This window comes from Isosphaeraceae bacterium EP7, from assembly GCA_038400315.1.
Taxonomy (GTDB): Bacteria; Planctomycetota; Planctomycetia; order Isosphaerales; family Isosphaeraceae; genus EP7.
Genome location: CP151667.1, coordinates 4,362,199 through 4,378,324 on the forward strand (window position 1 = coordinate 4,362,199; position 16,126 = coordinate 4,378,324).

A 16,126-nucleotide genomic window follows, 5' to 3' on the forward strand; every position below is an offset into this window, starting at 1 on the left:
ACCGGCCGAATGGCGATGACGAGCCGTGATCACGATCGATCAAGGGCCGCGAACCGCTTCGGAAGGCGTTGACCGCTCGAAGGGTGAGCTTCGGAATCGAGGCTCTGTCGCCCAGCTGCGCAGGTCCGTCCGAATCTTTCGCGACATGGCGTATTCTAACGGAGACTCGGCAGATTTCAAGTTGCCCTGACGCCACGCAGGTTGGCGGCGGCTCTCGAGTCACCGGTCGGTCTCGGCCGCTTTCCTTGTAAGGAGAAGGATGTTATGTTAATCGGCCTCGCGGCCTTCTCCTGAAGCGCAACGGCTCAGGCATGGCGTCCCGGTTCTCCTCTGGATCCAGGAGTTGGGCCTTGCTCTTCAATTCGGTCGACTTTCTCGTCTTCTTCGCGATCTTCTACGCGCTCTATCGCCTGATCACGGACGTCCGCTCGCAAAATCGCCTGCTGCTGTTCTCGAGCTACATTTTTTACGGCTGGTGGGACGTCAGGTTTCTGTACCTGGTCGTGCTATCCACTGGTCTCGACTTTTGCTGCGGGCTCTTGCTGGGGCCGGGTCGAATTCCGCTCCGAGACCGACTGGCCGTCTCGGCGTGCCTGATCCTGGCGGCCGTCGCGTTCGTCCTCCCTCGCTGGGGGGCGATCCAGTTCGACCGACCGGCCGTGGTCGGCCCCGCGTCAGTCCCCGAACTGTGGGGCGTCTCCACCCCGATGGGGCGGGCGACCGTGGACTTCGGTCAGCTCCTCACGCCCGACCAGCTCGGCTGGTCGGTCTTGCTGGGGACGATCATCGCGGTGGCCCTGGCCAACGCCGCGTATCGTCCGCTTGCACGCATGCCCGAGACGGCTCGACGCCGGTTCAGCCTGGTGATGACGGTGGTGTCGAACCTGGTGTTCCTGGGCTTCTTCAAGTACTTCAACTTCTTCATCGACAGCGCGGGCCGGCTCGTCGAGGCCCTGGGCGGGTCGGCGTCGACCTGGCACCTGGACATCATCCTGCCCGCCGGCATCTCGTTCTACACCTTCCAGTCACTCAGCTACACGATCGACGTCTACTATCGCCGGACCGAGGCCGTCGAGCGTCTGGAAGATTACGCCCTGTTCGTGATGTTCTTCCCGGTCCTCGTCGCGGGGCCGATCGAGCGCGCCGGGCATATGATGCCCAAGCTGATGCGGCCCCGGGTCCTGACCGTCGACCAGACGACGCGAGGCCTGTTCCTCATCCTCTTCGGCCTGATGAAGAAGGTCGCCGTCGCCGACGGTCTGGCCCCCGCGGTCAACTCGGTCTTCAACTCGACCTCGACGCCCTCCTGGGCCGACATCGTCCTGGCGACCCTGTACTTCACGTTCCAGATCTACTGCGACTTCTCCGGCTACACCGACATCGCCCGCGGGGTCGGCAAGGTCCTGGGCATCGACCTCCTGTACAACTTCAACCTCCCGTATGTGTCCCGCAGCCCGGGCGAGTTCTGGCAGCGCTGGCATATCAGCCTCTCGTCGTGGCTGAGGGACTATCTGTACATCCCCCTGGGGGGAAATCGCAGGGGAGTCGGGCGTACGTACAGGAACCTGATGCTCACGATGATCCTGGGCGGTCTCTGGCACGGGGCCGCCTGGAATTATGTGCTTTGGGGCTTCTATCAAGGGGCCTTGCTCTGCGGCTACAGGCTGCTCGCGCCCGGGATCGCCGGGTCGGTCCCACCGACCCATACCGGGCCCGTCCCCGAGGATGGCTGGCGGCGAAATCCGTTCACCTTCGGGCTGTCCATCGCGGTCTTCTTCGCGTTCACCTGCTACGGCTGGCTCCTGTTCCGCGCCTCGTCGCTCGACCAGGTCGTGCGGTATACGGGGATCCTATTCCGTAACGTCGGCCAGATGGGGCTGTCGATCGGCAAGCCCACGTTGTCGGCCCAGGCGGGATTGCTCGTCCTGCTCGCGTTCGAGGGGCTGGAATATCTCGCGGGCACGCGCACGTTCTATCGGAGCTGGCCCCGACCCGTCCGCGGCGTCCTTTATGCGTTGATCACGATCGTCCTGGCCATGGGGTTCTCCAATGAGGCCGCTCAATTCATCTACTTCCAGTTCTGATCCGGCGGGCAGCGGTGTCCCCACCGGCGACGAGGCTGGACGGGCGGATGGGACGGGCGGCGGGAACGATTGGCGCGATGCCCTGATCGTCGCGGCCTGGTTCCTCCTGGCCCTCGCCGGCGCCGATGCGGCGATCAACGTCCTGTTTCGCAGGCCAACCGACCCCAGGGCCGGTGCTGGCAACTCGCTCCAGGCCTATTTCAACTATGGGTGGTCGATCGAGTCGAAGATCCGCCGCGACGTCCGCCCCACCGACGAGGCCGGCTCCCCGCTGATGACCGCGGGCTGGGTCGAACGCGAAGTGGTCCGCAATCGGGTCGAGCCGGGCAAGGGAGGTGGCAGGCCGACTGTCTCTTTCTACGGTATGTCGTTCTCCAACGACATCGCCCGGAGCTTCGAGCGGATCGCGCCTGAGTATCGCGTCAGGATGCTCGCCGGCCCGGCCGCGCCCCCGAACCACTCGTTCGCCCTCTTCGAGGCCGATCGCGACGATCCCTCCGAGGTCGTCGTCCTGGGCATCCTCGGGTCGAGCGTGGTTGGCCTGGGCACCAACAATGGCATGACCTGGCGGTTCGAAGGGCCGGCCCCGTTCACCTATCCACGATATGACGTGGCGGGCGGCGCCCCGGTCGCCGAATGGCCGATGGTGAGGAGTCTCGACGACTTACGATCCCGGCTCGACGACCCGGCGGCCTGGGATGCGTACCTGGGCCAGCTCAGCCAGACCGACGAGTTCTACAACGCGTTCCTCTTCCGGCATAACTTCAGCGACTCCTCCGCACTGGTCAGGATGATTCGCAGGGCAGTCGCCCAGCGTTGGCAGACCTCGCGTTCCGATCGAATTCATCGACGTGACGGATTTGTCGACAGCTCTACGGCCCTCGTGACGCTCAGGGGGATCGTGGCCGAGTTCGCCTCCGAGGCGAGGAGACGCGGCAAGGTCCCCGCCGTCCTGCTGATCCAGGATAAAGGCTATCGCGATCACCTGAACCTCTCGCTGGCGGCGACCCTTGAACGCGACCGGATCCCCTATGTGAGCACACACGCGCTTTCTCCGGACACCGACCCCCGGAATTTCGTCGCCGACGGCCACTTCACCGAGGAGGCCTACGGGAAGATCGCGTCGGCCCTGCTTGAGGTCGTGCGGAAAGAAATGGCGGCGGTCGGTAAGCCTGCGCCGGTCGCTCCGGGCGCAAACTAGCCGGGTGCCCGGCCTCCCTTGCAGGGTCTAGCCCGCGGATGCCGACGGGGTCGATTCGGATGGCCGCTCGATTGGCCCGGTTCCCTCGCCTATAATCGATGGGCGGGGCGCCGAAGTCTCCGCCAGACGCCGAGGCAGTCGCATGGATCATGAATTCTCCAAGGTCGAAGACGCATTGAATGCCCTGGAAGAGGGGCGGTGCGTGATCGTCGTGGACGACGAAGACCGCGAGGACGAAGGAGACTTCATCGCCGCGGCCGATCGCGTGACGCCCGAGCTGATCGAGTTCATGATCACCCACGGGCGCGGGCAGCTTTGCATGCCGATCATGCCCGAGATGGCCGCCAGGCTCGACCTGAGGCCGATGGTCGAGCACAACAACGCCCCTTACAAGACTCCGTTCACCGTGCCGGTGGACCACGCGAGCTGCCGGACCGGGATCAGCGCCGAGGAACGGGCCCTGACGATCCGGTCGATCATCGACCCGGCGACGAAGCCCAGCGACCTGGTCCGCCCCGGGCATCTCTTCCCGCTGGTGGCCAAGGAGGGGGGCGTCCTGCGCCGGGCCGGCCACACCGAGGCGACGGTGGACCTGGCCAGGTTGGCGGGGCTCACCCCTGCCGGCGTGCTCATCGAGATCCTCGACGGCATCAAGGTCGCCAAGCGAGCGAAACTGCACGCGCTCGCCGCCGAGTTCAACCTGCCGATCCTGTCGATCGAGCTCCTGATCCGCTATCGCCGCCGCCGCGAGAAGCTCGTCCAGCGCGCGGCCGAGTCCGAGCTGCCGACCCGATACGGCCGAGGGAAGATCGTCGGCTACCGGATCGAGCACGAGCCGGGCAACGAGCCGGTGGCCATCGTCATCGGCGACCTCGCCTCCAAGGCCGCTCCGCTCATCCGGATCCACTCGTCCTGCTTCACCGGCGACCTGCTCGACTCGCTGCGGTGCGATTGCGGCGACCAGCTCCACATGGCGATGGCCATGATCGCCGAGGAGGGCGTGGGCGCCCTGATCTATCTGCCGCAGGAAGGGCGAGGGATCGGACTGATCGAGAAGATCAGGGCGTATCACCTCCAGGATCAGGGGATGGACACCGTCGAGGCCAACCTGGCGCTCGGACATCGCGCCGACCAGCGTGATTACGGCGTGGGCCTGCAAATCCTCCAGGATCTCGGGCTCTCGAAGGTGCGTCTGCTGACGAACAACCCCAAGAAGATGGACGCGTTCGTCATCCACGGGCACGGCCTGGAAGTGGTCGGCCAGGTCCCGATCGTCGCGCATGACGAGCCCGACCGTCGGGCTTATCTGGAAGCCAAGCGAAGCAAGATGGGCCACCTGCTCCCCGAGCTCGACTGAGCCCCGCCCTCCCCGCCGCCGATCCAACCAACCCGCCGAGCCCGCGGACCTCTCGCCGCGGGCTTTCCCACCTGCCACGCGAGACCCTTCCATGCGAACTTCCCGCCTCGTCGGACTGCTGATCCTGGGCCTGTCGGCCCAATCGATGGGGGCCGAGCCAGAGAAATCGCCCGAGGCGAAGGGGAGGCTCGATGCGGTCTCCAAGGCATACCGCGCCCTGGAAGGCTATGCCGATCAGGGGCATATCGAGCTGATCGCCACCATAGACGGCAAGGTGCGCAACGAGACGGCCGCCGCCAGCCTGGCCTTCGCCCGGCCGAACAAGGTTCGCGTCGACACCGACATGGTCAAGCTGCACAGCGACGGCTCGACCCTGACGACGTCGGTCACCCCCCTGAAGCGCTACATCGCCGGCCCGGCACCCCAGCTCATCGCCACCGACTCGCTCATCGACGGGCCGATGGCCGCCACCCTGTTCAGCGGACCGGTTGGCCTGCCGCCGCTCCTGACCCTGAACTTCCTGGTGTCCGAAGACCCTTTGAAGCTGATCGGCGACCTGGCCGAAGGCTGGAACGTCGAGGCCGACGCGAAGGTCGAGGGCAAGTCGTTCCAGGTCGTCCGGCTGGACATGTCGAAGGGCCCCGACCTGAAGCTCCTGATCGATCCCGAGACGAAGCTGCTCGGCCGGATCGAGGTCCTGTTCCCCAAGCCCGAAGGTGACGGCCCGGTCCCAGGGACCAAGGTCTCGATCGACTCCTGCATCTGGATCGCTGGAGCCGTGGAGACCAAGGCGCCCGCCGCCGACCTCTTCGCCTTCAAAGTTCCGGCCGGCTACGAGAAAGTCGCCTCGCTCCAGGAGGCGATCGCCGACAAGCCCGGGGACGCCGAAGCCCAGAGCTCCCTGGTGGGCAAGCCGGCCCCCGAGTTCACCATGATGGCAATCGACGCCCCCGGCAAGCCGAAGCCTCTGACCAAAAAGGACTTCGCCGGCAAGGTGGTGCTCATCGACTTCTGGGCAACCTGGTGCGGACCCTGCCTTAAGGAGCTACCCGAGATCCAGAAGATGGTCGAGGCCTACGCCAAGTCGGAGAAGCCGCTGGCGGTGATCGCCTTGAGCGTCGACGACAACGACGGCGTGGACCTGATCCCCGCGCGGACCCTCATCGAAGAGACGCTCAAGGAGAAGAAGATCACCCTGACGGGCAACTCGGTCGGTCGGTTGGCGATCGACCCGGGCGGAGAGATCGGCAAGGCCTACCAGGCCAATGCGATCCCGATGCTCGTGCTGCTCGACGCGAAAGGTGTCGTCCGGGCCGTGCACATCGGCTACACCGAGCGATCAGAACTGACCGCCGAGATCGACGCCCTTCTCGACGGCAAGCCGCTGCCCGGCGAGGCGGCGAACAAGGACGACAAGCCCGCCGACTGAAACGCTGAGGGGATCAACTCAGAGCCCGCGTCCCAGGGTCTCCAACTCGGAGACGTGGATCACGCGGGCCTTGAGTTTCTCGTCAAACCGGGTCACACCTCGGACTCCGACCCGGCTTCCCATGAGCTTCTGGGAGTCAACGCCGACGGGAAGATCGAGATAGGCGATGGCCCGGCCGTTCTTGCCGATCAGAGCCGCCGCCTTGCGCCCCTCGATCAGCCTCGACGAACTTTGCAGCAGACCGGTCGCGGCGAATGGCTCCGCCTCCTCGGCCTCCGTCTCTTCCTCGTCTCGCTCGCCCCGCTCGACCTTGAGCTTGGCGTCACGTTCTCGACTCTTCTGTATGATGGCCACGAATGATCGGGCCGATTGGGCCGAGGCCTCGAGCTTGCTCAAGCGGTCCAGGCGGCGCTCGATCTCGACTCGACCGCCGGAGTCGGCCGCATCGCGCAGGGCGATCAGCCTTGAACGGATCGTGGCGAACCGCCAGGTCTCGACAGGATCGCGCAAGGTCGCGGCCACTTGCAGGTCCAGGTCTGCTAGCTCGTCTCGCGCCGGGCCGGATTCCAGGCCCACGCGGATCGTCGACGGGTCGGCCTGGCGAGGTTCCGTGGCGGTACCCGACGCAGGGCGGTTCGGTCGGAACGGGCCGAGATCGTCGAGCCTGAGATAGGCCGTCGAGTTCTCGGTCGGCCAGACGGCTCGCCAGGTCCGCGTCTTCTTTCCCTGCTTCGTGGCCAGGGGATCGAGGTCAAGCAGGCGGAGTTCGGTGCCGGCGCCAAGCTTGCATCGGACCGGGCCGGGACTTGTTGCCTCGGCATTGCCAAAGCGAACCGTGGTGTCTTTTCCCTCGACCCTGGCCCAGTTGGCGTCCAGAATTTCGAGGTCGGCCTCGTCGATCCAGTCGACCGAGCCGACCGGAGGGGTGACCTCGACCCAGCCGCCATCGAGCGTGCGGTGGACCTCGACGACTGACCCTCGAGCGAGCTGGGCGGTGACGAACGCGGTGGCGTCGGGCCTGGCATAAACCTCCGCATTTTCGACGCTTACATCGGCGCGCCGGATCGGCGCATCGACCTGGAGTAGGCCGAGCGTCGCCGTCAACACGCAGATCGTCAGGGTCGGCAGCACTCGGGCCTTTCGCCGGGGGCACCCGCCGGACCGGGGCGCGCCGTCTCTTGCGGCGCAGACCGTCGCCGGTACTGGTCGGGGCAATACCCGATCGTCGGGAGGCCGTCAATGCGAGGACCTCGACGCGGGAGGGGGGTCCGGGGATAATGAAGGGCCCGAATCCGCCGCCCGACTGCCGAGGCCCGCCGCAATGTTCCAGCCCGCCCAAGGCTATCCCACTCACCAACTCCGACGTCTCCGCGGCCACGCCCAGATGCGTGCCCTGGTGCGTGAGAACCACCTCTCGACCGACGATTTCATCTATCCACTATTCCTCTATCACGGCACGAACCTGAAGCGCGAGATTGCGTCGATGCCGGGGCAATATCAGCTCTCGCTCGACCGCATGAGTGAGGTGATCGCCGAGGTCGTCGACTGCAAGATTCCGGCCGTCGTCCTGTTCGGGATCCCGCAGCACAAGGACGCCGACGGCTCGTCGGCCTTGCTCGACGACGGGATCGTCCAGCAGGCCATCCGCCGGATCAAGCTCCAGGCACCCGACCTGATGGTGATCACCGACGTCTGCTTCTGCGAATACACCGACCACGGCCATTGCGGGCCTCTGGTGGATCGGGGCGGACGTATCGACGTGGACAACGCGGCGACTCTGCCCCTTCTGGCTCGGCAGGCCGTCAGCCACGCCAGGGCCGGTGCCGACATGGTGGCGCCCTCGGGGATGATGGACGGGATGATCGGCGCGATCCGCGCGGGACTCGATGAGTCGGGTTTCTCCCACATTCCCATCCTTTCCTACGCCGCCAAGTTTGCCAGCGCCTATTACGGCCCCTTCCGCGACGCCGCCGAGAGCACCCCCTCCTTCGGCGACCGGAAGGGATATCAAATGGACCCCGCCAACGGCCTTGAGCCGCTGCGCGAGGTGGCCATCGACCTGGCCGAGGGGGCCGACCTCGTCATGGTCAAGCCGGCGCTCGCGTACATGGATATCATCCGACGGGTCAAGGATCGGTTTGAGGTCCCCGTCGCGGCCTACAACGTCTCGGGCGAATACGCCATGGTGAAGGCCGCCGCCGCCCGTGGCTGGATCGACGAGCGCCGGGTCGTGCTGGAGACGCTCCTCGGATTCAAGCGCGCCGGTGCCGACATGATCCTGACGTATCACGCCCTGGATGCCGCCCGATGGCTCCGCGCGGGCGAGTGACGACCCCTCTCCATCATCCTGAGTCTGCGAGTTCCATGACTCCAAGCACCCCCGCCTCGTCCGTCCCGTCGTATGAGCTGCCCCTCAGCCACAAGGCGTTTGTCCGGGCGAATCGATCGATTCCCGGCGGAGTGAATAGCCCGGCGAGGGCCTTCGGGGCCGTCGGCGGCGAGCCCCCGTTCATGGCTCGCGCCGCGGGGCAGTATCTCCACGACATCGACGGCCACACCTACATCGATTACATCGGCTCGTGGGGCCCGATGATCCTCGGCCACGGCCACCCCCGGGTCCGCGCCGCGATCGAGGCCGCACTCGACCAGGGGACGACCTTCGGCGCACCGACCACGCGCGAGGTGGACATCGCCGAGGCGGTGATCGCCGCCGTGCCGTCGATCGAGAAGGTTCGTTTCGTATCCTCGGGCACCGAGGCGTCGATGTCGGCCGTGCGCGTGGCGCGCGGCGTCACCGGCCGTGACAAGATCATCAAGATGACCGGCCATTATCACGGGCACGTCGACGCCCTGCTCGTCGCGGCCGGATCGGCGGCCACCACGCTCGGCACCCCCAACAGCCCGGGTGTCACGGCCGGTGCCGTGGCCGACACGATCCTCTGCCCGTTCAACGACTCGAAGGCGGTCGCCGAGGCTTTCGCCCGCTATCCTGGGCAAATCGCCGCGGTCTTGCTGGAGCCAGTCGCCGGCAACATGGGGCTCGTCCCACCGAAGTCGGGGTACCTTGAGAGCCTCCGCGACCTGACCCGCAAGGATGGGGCGCTGCTGTTCTTCGATGAGGTGATGACCGGCTTCCGCCTCGCTTATGGCGGCGCCCAGGAGCGTTACGGCGTGACGCCCGACATGACCGGGTTGGGCAAGATCATCGGCGGCGGGCTTCCCGCGGCGGCGTATGGCGCGGCCGGCTCGATCATGGATTTTGTTTCTCCGGCCGGGCCGATCTATCAGGCCGGGACCCTTTCGGGCAATCCGCTTGCCATGGCCGCGGGGCTGGCGACTTTGGAGGAGCTGAACGAAGGGACGCACTACGAACGGCTCGAGACGCTCTCGCGCAGGCTGGAAGAGGGGCTGCACCGCGCGGCGTTCGATGCCAGGGTGCCGCACGTCGTCCAGCGGGTCGGGAGCATGCTCACGCTCTTCTTCCATGACGGCCCTGTCGAGAACTACGAGGACGCCAAGCGCAGCGATACGAAGCTCTTCGCCCGCTTCTTCTGGGAGATGCTCGCCCGGGGCGTCTACCTGCCGTGCAGCCAATTCGAGGCCGCCTTCGTCTCGTCGGCCCACACCGAGGCCGACATCGACCATACCATCAAGGCCGCGGCCGAGGCGCTCAAGGTGAGCGTCGGCTGACCCGGCCTCGGCCTTCCCGCTCGTCTCGGCGATGCGGGAAGGCACGCGGGCATTTCTGATTGACACCGGCGGGCATGATGGATACTGTCCCGCCGCACGTCGCGACCATTGATGGTCCGGCCGCCTCAGACTCGACGACGACACACCTTGCCACGCAGCAGAATTGAAGGGCGGCCGTGCACCAGCAACGGTCCCGGCACGCGTTCGGGCGACCCCAAGGATGGGGATGCATACCGGCGCGTGCCTGCTTGACGGCGAGGGTGGTTCATGGATGAGTTCCCCGCCGATCCGGCGAGCTTGGGGCCTCGGAGGCACGCGCTCACCATCGTCATCCCCGTTTATAACGGGGGAGACGACCTGGGACGCTGCCTCCGGGGCCTCGGCACATCAACCCGGACAGATTACGAACTGATCGTCGTCGACGATGGCTCGACCGACGCCTCTGCGTCGCTCGCCGCCTCCTTCGGCGCGCGGGTCCTCCGTCGCGACCGCCCGGGTGGCCCTGCGCTGGCCCGCAATGACGGGGCCCACGTCGCCTCCGCACCGATCGTCTTTTTCCTCGACGCCGACGTCGTGGTCCACCCCGACACGCTCGCCCGCGCCATCGCCCGCTTCGACGCCGATCCCGGCTTGGCCGCCCTCTTCGGCTCCTACGACGATACGCCCGCCGACCCGGGGCTCGTCAGCCGATTCCGCAACCTCTTGCACCATTATGTCCATCAGTCGGGCGAGTTTGTCGACGACACACGACCCGCCCGGACGTTCTGGACCGGCTGCGGCGCCATCCGCCGCTCCTCCTTCCTCGGCGTTGGCGGATTCGACCCCCGCCTCTATCGTCGTCCCGCGATCGAGGACATCGAGCTCGGCTATCGTCTGACCCGGGCCAAGCAGAAGATTGTCCTGGCCCGCGACGTCCTGGCCACTCACCTGAAGCGCTGGACGCTGGCCAACGTCGTGCGCACCGACATCGTCTGCCGGGGCGTCCCCTGGCTCTTGCTGATGAAGCGAGAGCGGATCCCTGAGACGGATCTGAATGTCAAGTCGTCGCAGAAGCTCAGCGTGGCGCTGGCCGTGCTCGCGATCATGCTAGTCCCGACTTCCTTCTGGATTCCCGGCGCAGCGGCGGTCGCGGCCGGATGCGTGGGGCTCAATGCCTGGCTGAATCGGGACTTCTATCGTTTCCTGGCCCGCCGTGGCGGTTGGGGTTTTGCACTTCGGGCCTTGCCGCTACATTACGTCTACTTCGTCTGCTGCGCCTTGTCGGTCGTGATCGCCGAGGCGATCTGGCATCTCGGCCTCGGCCCTCGCGAGGCGGCGAAGGCCCAGGATGGGGCGACGGAACGGGGGGAGGCGGCCGGCGCAACGATGCGTCGCCCGCACGCCGCCAAGGCACGGAGGCCGGCCGCACCATGGACGCGAAACCGAGAGTCGCGCTCGTCCGATCCGATAATCGACGAGGCGCGATCGCGCAGGCCCTCACGCTAGTTTCCGACGACCTGCGCCGCGTAGCCTCGCCCGAAGTTCTGCTGAAGCCGAATCTCGTCAGCCACTCGAGGCAGGGCCCGTCGACCCACGCCGATGCCCTGTCGGCCACCCTCGACGCCCTGTTCGCCGCGGGGTCGCAACGAGTCACCGTCGCCGAAGGGGCCAGCGACGCGGCCGCGGGCTTCGAACGCATGGGATACCTGCGCGAGACGGCCGGCCGGCCCGTCTCTTATTTCGACATCAACCGGGATGAAGATGCCTGGGAGATGCTCGACCTGGTCGGGGTGGACGGCCGGACGCTGCGGGCCCGCGTCTCGCGGACGATCGCGGGGTCATCCTGTCGCGTCTCGCTCGCGCTGGCCAAGACCCACATGATCGTCCCCCTGACGATGACGCTCAAGAATATGCTTTCCAGCATCCACCCGGCCGACCGCGTGATGATGCACGGCTACCCGGCCGGCCAGAACGGCACGAAGGGTTGGAAACGGCACATCGTCAACTGGCTCAAGCGAGACGATCTCCTCGTCAATCTGGCCACTCGCACGATGGGCCGGGGTCGTAACCTGGTCCACGCGGCCAGGCGGCTTGACTCGATCGACGGGCACACCCGCCTGAACGGGTCGGAGCGGCATTTCCTCAAGTCGGTCGCGGCGATGCAGGCCAATCTCGTCGCCCTCAATCACCTCGTCCGACCCCACTTCGGAGTGATCGACGCCTTCGTGGGCATGCACCGGGAAGGACCGAGGCACGGCACCCCGATCCGGTTGGGGATCGCCGCGGCCGGGGCCGATCCGGTTGCCGTGGACGCCGTCGTCGCCGCCTCGATGGGCTTCGATCCCATGGAGATCGGCTACCTGCGGGACGCCGACGCCGCAGGGTTGGGTGTGGCACGGCTCGACGCCATCGAGATCGTCGGCGATCGCCTGGCGACGGTAATTCGCAAGTGCGTGCCGCATTCGACGCACGTCATTCAGCGGCATGTTTCGAGCGTCGTGGGGCGCCCCGTCGGGGCCGCCGGACCCGCTCTCCGGGGCCCGCACGCGTCTGGGTCTCGCACGCTAGCCGGTCGTCCGAAGGAATCGGACGCCTGAGACGGAAGCTCGACGAACGATGGTTCTCCGCATCCTGATGCGGAACAACTCGGGAGGGCCTGGCATGGATGCCGGCAATCGGGATCTGGGCGTGCTGGTGGTGGGCGTTGGTTTCCTGGGCTCCCTGAGGACAGCCGCGGTCGCCGCGGCTCGCGGGATGAAACTCGTCGCGGTGCTCGACCCCGACGAGGCCAGGGCCCGCGCCGTGGCCGCACGCCACGCGGTCTGCACGTTGCCCGACATGGCGACGGGCCTGGCGATGCCCGGCGTCGATCTGGTCATCGTCGCCACGCCTCACTCCGATCACGCCCAGGCCGTGCACGCCGCGCTCTCGGCCGGGAAACACGTCCTCTGCGAGAAGCCGCTCGCGACGAGCCCCGAAGACGCCCGCGCCCTCGCGTATCAAGCCGATGCCGCCGGCCTTCGGCTCGCCACCGGCCTGAATCACCGGTTCTACAAGCCGATCAGCGACGCGCTGGACCTGATCCGGTCCGGTGCCCTGGGCCGGGTCGACTCGGTACGCGCCACGATCGGCCATTCTGCGACCGCCGAATTCCTCTCCGGATGGCACTCCGACCCGCGCATTTCCGGCGGAGGCACGCTGGCCGACAACGGCCCCCACGCCTGTGACCTGATCAGGCACCTGCTGACGGAAGTCGTTGCGGTGAAGGGCTACGTTCAGCAGGGCCTGCACCTGCCCGAAGGGTGCGAGACCGAGGCATTCGCCCTCTTCCGCAACCATGACCTCGGCGTCGGCGAGCTGCACTCGAGTTGGAGCCAGCCCGAGGGCTACCTCACGCTGGAGATCCGCGGAACGCAGGGGCACCTGCGCGTCGAGACCGCCCCCTGGTTGCTCACCGGTCGCGTGCGGTCGGGCAAGGCGATTCGCCGGCGATACGTCTCGGAGCGGCTGGCGGAGAAGGCTTATCGCTGGCGTCACGGCTGCGAGTCGAGCCTTGTCCTTGAGCTGGAATCGTTCGTCGAAGGCCTGGCGACCGGCTTGCCGGGGCCGGCCGCGACCGGCTGGGATGGCGTGCGGGCCGCCGAGATGGTGGCGGCCGTTTATGAGTCGGATCGGACAGGCGAAGAAGAGTTCATCGCCCCCTGGCGCGATGCCCCCGAGATCCTCGTCCGCGAGGACGCCCCCAAGGAGCGCGTCGCATGACGACCAAGGTCGCGGCATTCGGGCCGCTCCCCATCCTCACGTATCACGGCTTCGGGCTCGGTCACGCCGCCACCACGGCCGATCCCGAATGGTTCGTCGAGACCCTCGACGCGCTCGCCGGCGAAGGCTTCCACTGCGTCGATCTGGAAGCCTGGATCCGGGCCGGACGGCCGGCCGTCGACCGAGGGTTCGCCCTGACGTTCGACGACGGCCTGGCCTCGATCCTGGACGTCGCGGAGCGGGTCGTGCATCACGGCTTCACCGCGACCGTCTTCGTCGTCACCGACCGCGTCGGGCAAGAGAATGACTGGCCCGGTCAGCCCGGTTGGGTTCCTCAGGAGCGGCTCCTTTCCTGGCCTGAACTGCTGGACCTTGACCGTTCAGGCCTCCGTCTGGGTGCCCACGGTCGGACTCACAGGCGTCTTGGTCGACTCGACGACGCAACGGTTGCCGACGAACTTCGCGGGTCTCAGGACGCGATCGAGCAGCGCACGGGCCGTGCCTGCTCGCTCTTCGCTTACCCCTACGGCGACACGTCCGCCGGGGTTCGCTCGCAGGTCCGCACGCTCTTCGATGGCGGCCTCGGCACCTGTCCAGGCCTGGCATGCCTCGCGGATCACCCGGCCCACCTTCCTCGTGTCGACGCCTACGACTTGCGGACCCCGGCCGCCCTGCGTTCCCTGCTTGAAGGTTCGCTCGCAGGCCGCCTCCGCCTTCGATGGGTCGTCCGGGCCGCCCGAGCTTGTCTCGTTAGCCGACCGGACTGATTCCTCGCGGATTCTCACCCTGATACGCCCGGCGAAAGGACCGCAACCTTGTCGACCTTGATCGCAGAATCGGCCGTCGCGACCCGGGCGATCGCTCCGTCAAGGGCGCTCGGGCTGGCCTGCGTCGTCTGCCGTGGCGAGCTTCTCTCGCATGGCGGCGGTCACGAATGCGAGGCGTGCAGTCACGTTTATCCGGACATCGCTGGCATCCCAGACATGCGCCTCGCCAACGATCGGTATCTCAGCCTGGACGAAGAGCGAGCGAAGGCCCTGCGTCTCGCCGCCGGTGAATCTACTGGCGATCTTGGATCGATGGTCTCGGCCTATTACGCGATGACCGCCGACGTGGACGCACGCCGTCGCGCCGGGTTCTCCTCGCACATCGAAGGGGCCGAACGCCGCGGCGCGACGCTCGCGGGCTTGCTCCCGAAACGGGGCCAGATCCTCGAGGTCGGATGCGGAAGCGGCGGATTCCTTTCGGCCTGTCGGGACAGGGGACTCGATGCGGTCGGCGTGGACATCGGCCTTCGTTGGCTGGTCATGGCGAGGCGTCGCCTGGCTGATCGTGGAGGGACGGCCTCCCTGGTCGCGGCGTCCGCCGATCGGCTCCCCTGGCCCGACGCCACCTTCGATGCGGTGGTGGCGGACAGCGTCCTGGAACATACCGATGACGCCCTTGCATCGCTCTGCGAGTGGCGACGCGTCCTGAAGCCCGGGGGCCGGCTGCTGGTCTGGTCGCCCAACCGTCACTTCCTGGGCCGCGATCCCCACGTCTTTCTGGTCGGTGTCGGCTGGATGCCGCGGTCCTGGGCCGAGCGATACGTACGGCTCCGTCGCGGTGACATCTGGCTACCGAACTGTCTTACTCCGGCCGAGTCGAGGACGCTTGCCGACGAGGCCGGGTTCTCGAACCTGATGGTCGGGCCGGTGGACATCCCCGAGTCGTGGGCCCGATCGCCTCGCCAGCGGCTAGCCATCCGCCTCACCTCGGCATGGACTCGGGTGCCGGTCATTCGATCCGCGTGGCTAGGCCTGGGCCCGCTCTGGCAACTTTCGGGGGTGGCTTCATGAGCATCGGCCTGAGTATCGACGAGCCCGCCTATTTCGATCGTCTGGCGCAAGTTGAGGCCGAGCACTGGTGGTCTCGCGGCATGTGGCGCCTCGCGTCGCATTGGCTCGACGCGGCCATCGGCGAGACCCACCTCGCCCGCGCCCTTGATGTCGGCTGCGGGGCAGGGGGGACTGCGATCCGCCTCGCCGATCGCTATCGGATCGGCGAGATCATCGGCCTCGATCCGAGCGAGGCGGCACTCGACCGGGCCCGGCGCCGCCACGACGGGCCGCTCATCCTGGGCTCGGCCCTTGAACTCCCATTCGAGGATGCCTCGTTCGACCTGGTCGCCTGCCTCGACGTGATGCAGCACCTGCCCGAGGACGACGATGCGAGGGCCGCTTCGGAGCTGCACCGGGTCCTCCGGCCTGGTGGCCTGGCGCTGGTCCGGTCCAATGCGCTCAGCCGGCGTGCCTATCGGGGCGAGGGGGTGCGTGCCCTGGGCCTGCGGCACCTCGTCGGGGTGCTCAGCGACGCAGGGTTGAAGATTCGTCGTGCCAGCCGCGCCAACTGTCTTCCGGCGATGGCCGAGGAGGTGCGAGGGCGGCTCGGGTCACGACCGAGGCAGGTCAACGCCTCGAAACCGGAGGGGGGCGGCCTCTGCATCCGGGTCCCATCGCCGGCAGTCAACCGCATCATGGGTGCGGTCTCGACGGCCGAGGCATGGGTGGCGGGCAGGGCGGGCGTGCCGCTCCCTTACGGGCATAGCACGATGGTCCTGGCCACACGCGAGGGAGGTTGACGCC

Annotated in this window: 13 protein-coding genes; 12 read left to right on the forward strand and 1 reads right to left on the reverse strand. The window is 67.1% G+C overall.

The genetic code is table 11. From position 1 onward, the window contains the following. Nucleotides 1-350 precede the first annotated feature (350 nt). From EP7_RS16925 to EP7_RS16940, 4 genes are all read left to right on the forward strand, one after another. Entirely contained in the window at nucleotides 351-2,084 is a 1,734-nt protein-coding gene (locus EP7_RS16925; RefSeq protein WP_463522775.1) for an MBOAT family O-acyltransferase, read from the forward strand. Beyond that, entirely contained in the window at nucleotides 2,050-3,285 is a 1,236-nt protein-coding gene (locus EP7_RS16930; protein WP_463522777.1) for a hypothetical protein, read from the forward strand. Before EP7_RS16925 ends, EP7_RS16930 begins: the two co-directional genes overlap by 35 nt. 142 nt (nucleotides 3,286-3,427) lie before the next feature. Continuing rightward, entirely contained in the window at nucleotides 3,428-4,642 is a 1,215-nt protein-coding gene (gene ribA, locus EP7_RS16935) for a GTP cyclohydrolase II (protein ID WP_463522779.1), read from the forward strand. Nucleotides 4,643-4,733: 91 nt separating this feature from the next. Continuing rightward, nucleotides 4,734-6,071, forward strand: a complete 1,338-nt coding sequence (locus EP7_RS16940) for a redoxin family protein (RefSeq protein ID WP_463522781.1) — start codon at nucleotides 4,734-4,736, stop codon at nucleotides 6,069-6,071. 18 nt (nucleotides 6,072-6,089) lie between these two features. Here the strand turns inward: EP7_RS16940 and EP7_RS16945 are convergent, their stop codons facing one another. Then, a complete protein-coding gene (locus EP7_RS16945; protein WP_463522783.1) occupies nucleotides 6,090-7,202 on the reverse strand; it encodes an SH3 domain-containing protein in 1,113 nt (370 codons plus the stop codon). Between the two features lie 190 nt (nucleotides 7,203-7,392). Here EP7_RS16945 and hemB point away from each other — a divergent pair, with 190 nt between their 5' ends. The 8 genes from hemB (at nucleotide 7,393) to EP7_RS16985 (ending at nucleotide 16,122) form a co-directional block, all read left to right on the forward strand. Continuing rightward, entirely contained in the window at nucleotides 7,393-8,400 is a 1,008-nt protein-coding gene (gene hemB, locus EP7_RS16950; protein WP_463522785.1) for a porphobilinogen synthase, read from the forward strand. A gap of 35 nt (nucleotides 8,401-8,435) precedes the next feature. Next, complete coding sequence (gene hemL / locus EP7_RS16955) at nucleotides 8,436-9,761, forward strand: glutamate-1-semialdehyde 2,1-aminomutase (protein WP_463522787.1); 1,326 nt, start codon at nucleotides 8,436-8,438, stop codon at nucleotides 9,759-9,761. 267 nt (nucleotides 9,762-10,028) lie between these two features. Continuing rightward, nucleotides 10,029-11,246, forward strand: coding sequence for a glycosyltransferase family 2 protein (locus EP7_RS16960; protein WP_463522789.1), 1,218 nt, complete (start codon nucleotides 10,029-10,031; stop codon nucleotides 11,244-11,246). Further along, a complete protein-coding gene (locus EP7_RS16965) occupies nucleotides 11,171-12,337 on the forward strand; it encodes a DUF362 domain-containing protein (RefSeq protein ID WP_463522791.1) in 1,167 nt (388 codons plus the stop codon). The genes EP7_RS16960 and EP7_RS16965 overlap by 76 nt, the downstream gene beginning before the upstream one ends. A gap of 64 nt (nucleotides 12,338-12,401) precedes the next feature. Continuing rightward, nucleotides 12,402-13,502 (forward strand): Gfo/Idh/MocA family protein, encoded by a 1,101-nt coding sequence (locus EP7_RS16970; RefSeq protein WP_463522793.1) that lies wholly within the window; start codon nucleotides 12,402-12,404, stop codon nucleotides 13,500-13,502. Continuing rightward, a complete protein-coding gene (locus tag EP7_RS16975; RefSeq protein ID WP_463522795.1) occupies nucleotides 13,499-14,269 on the forward strand; it encodes a polysaccharide deacetylase family protein in 771 nt (256 codons plus the stop codon). The genes EP7_RS16970 and EP7_RS16975 overlap by 4 nt, the downstream gene beginning before the upstream one ends. Nucleotides 14,270-14,317: 48 nt before the next feature. After that, on the forward strand, nucleotides 14,318-15,340 hold the full coding sequence (locus EP7_RS16980) for a methyltransferase domain-containing protein (protein WP_463522797.1): 1,023 nt from the start codon (nucleotides 14,318-14,320) through the stop codon (nucleotides 15,338-15,340). Then, nucleotides 15,337-16,122, forward strand: a complete 786-nt coding sequence (locus EP7_RS16985) for a class I SAM-dependent methyltransferase (RefSeq protein WP_463522799.1) — start codon at nucleotides 15,337-15,339, stop codon at nucleotides 16,120-16,122. The genes EP7_RS16980 and EP7_RS16985 overlap by 4 nt, the downstream gene beginning before the upstream one ends. Nucleotides 16,123-16,126: the final 4 nt, after the last annotated feature.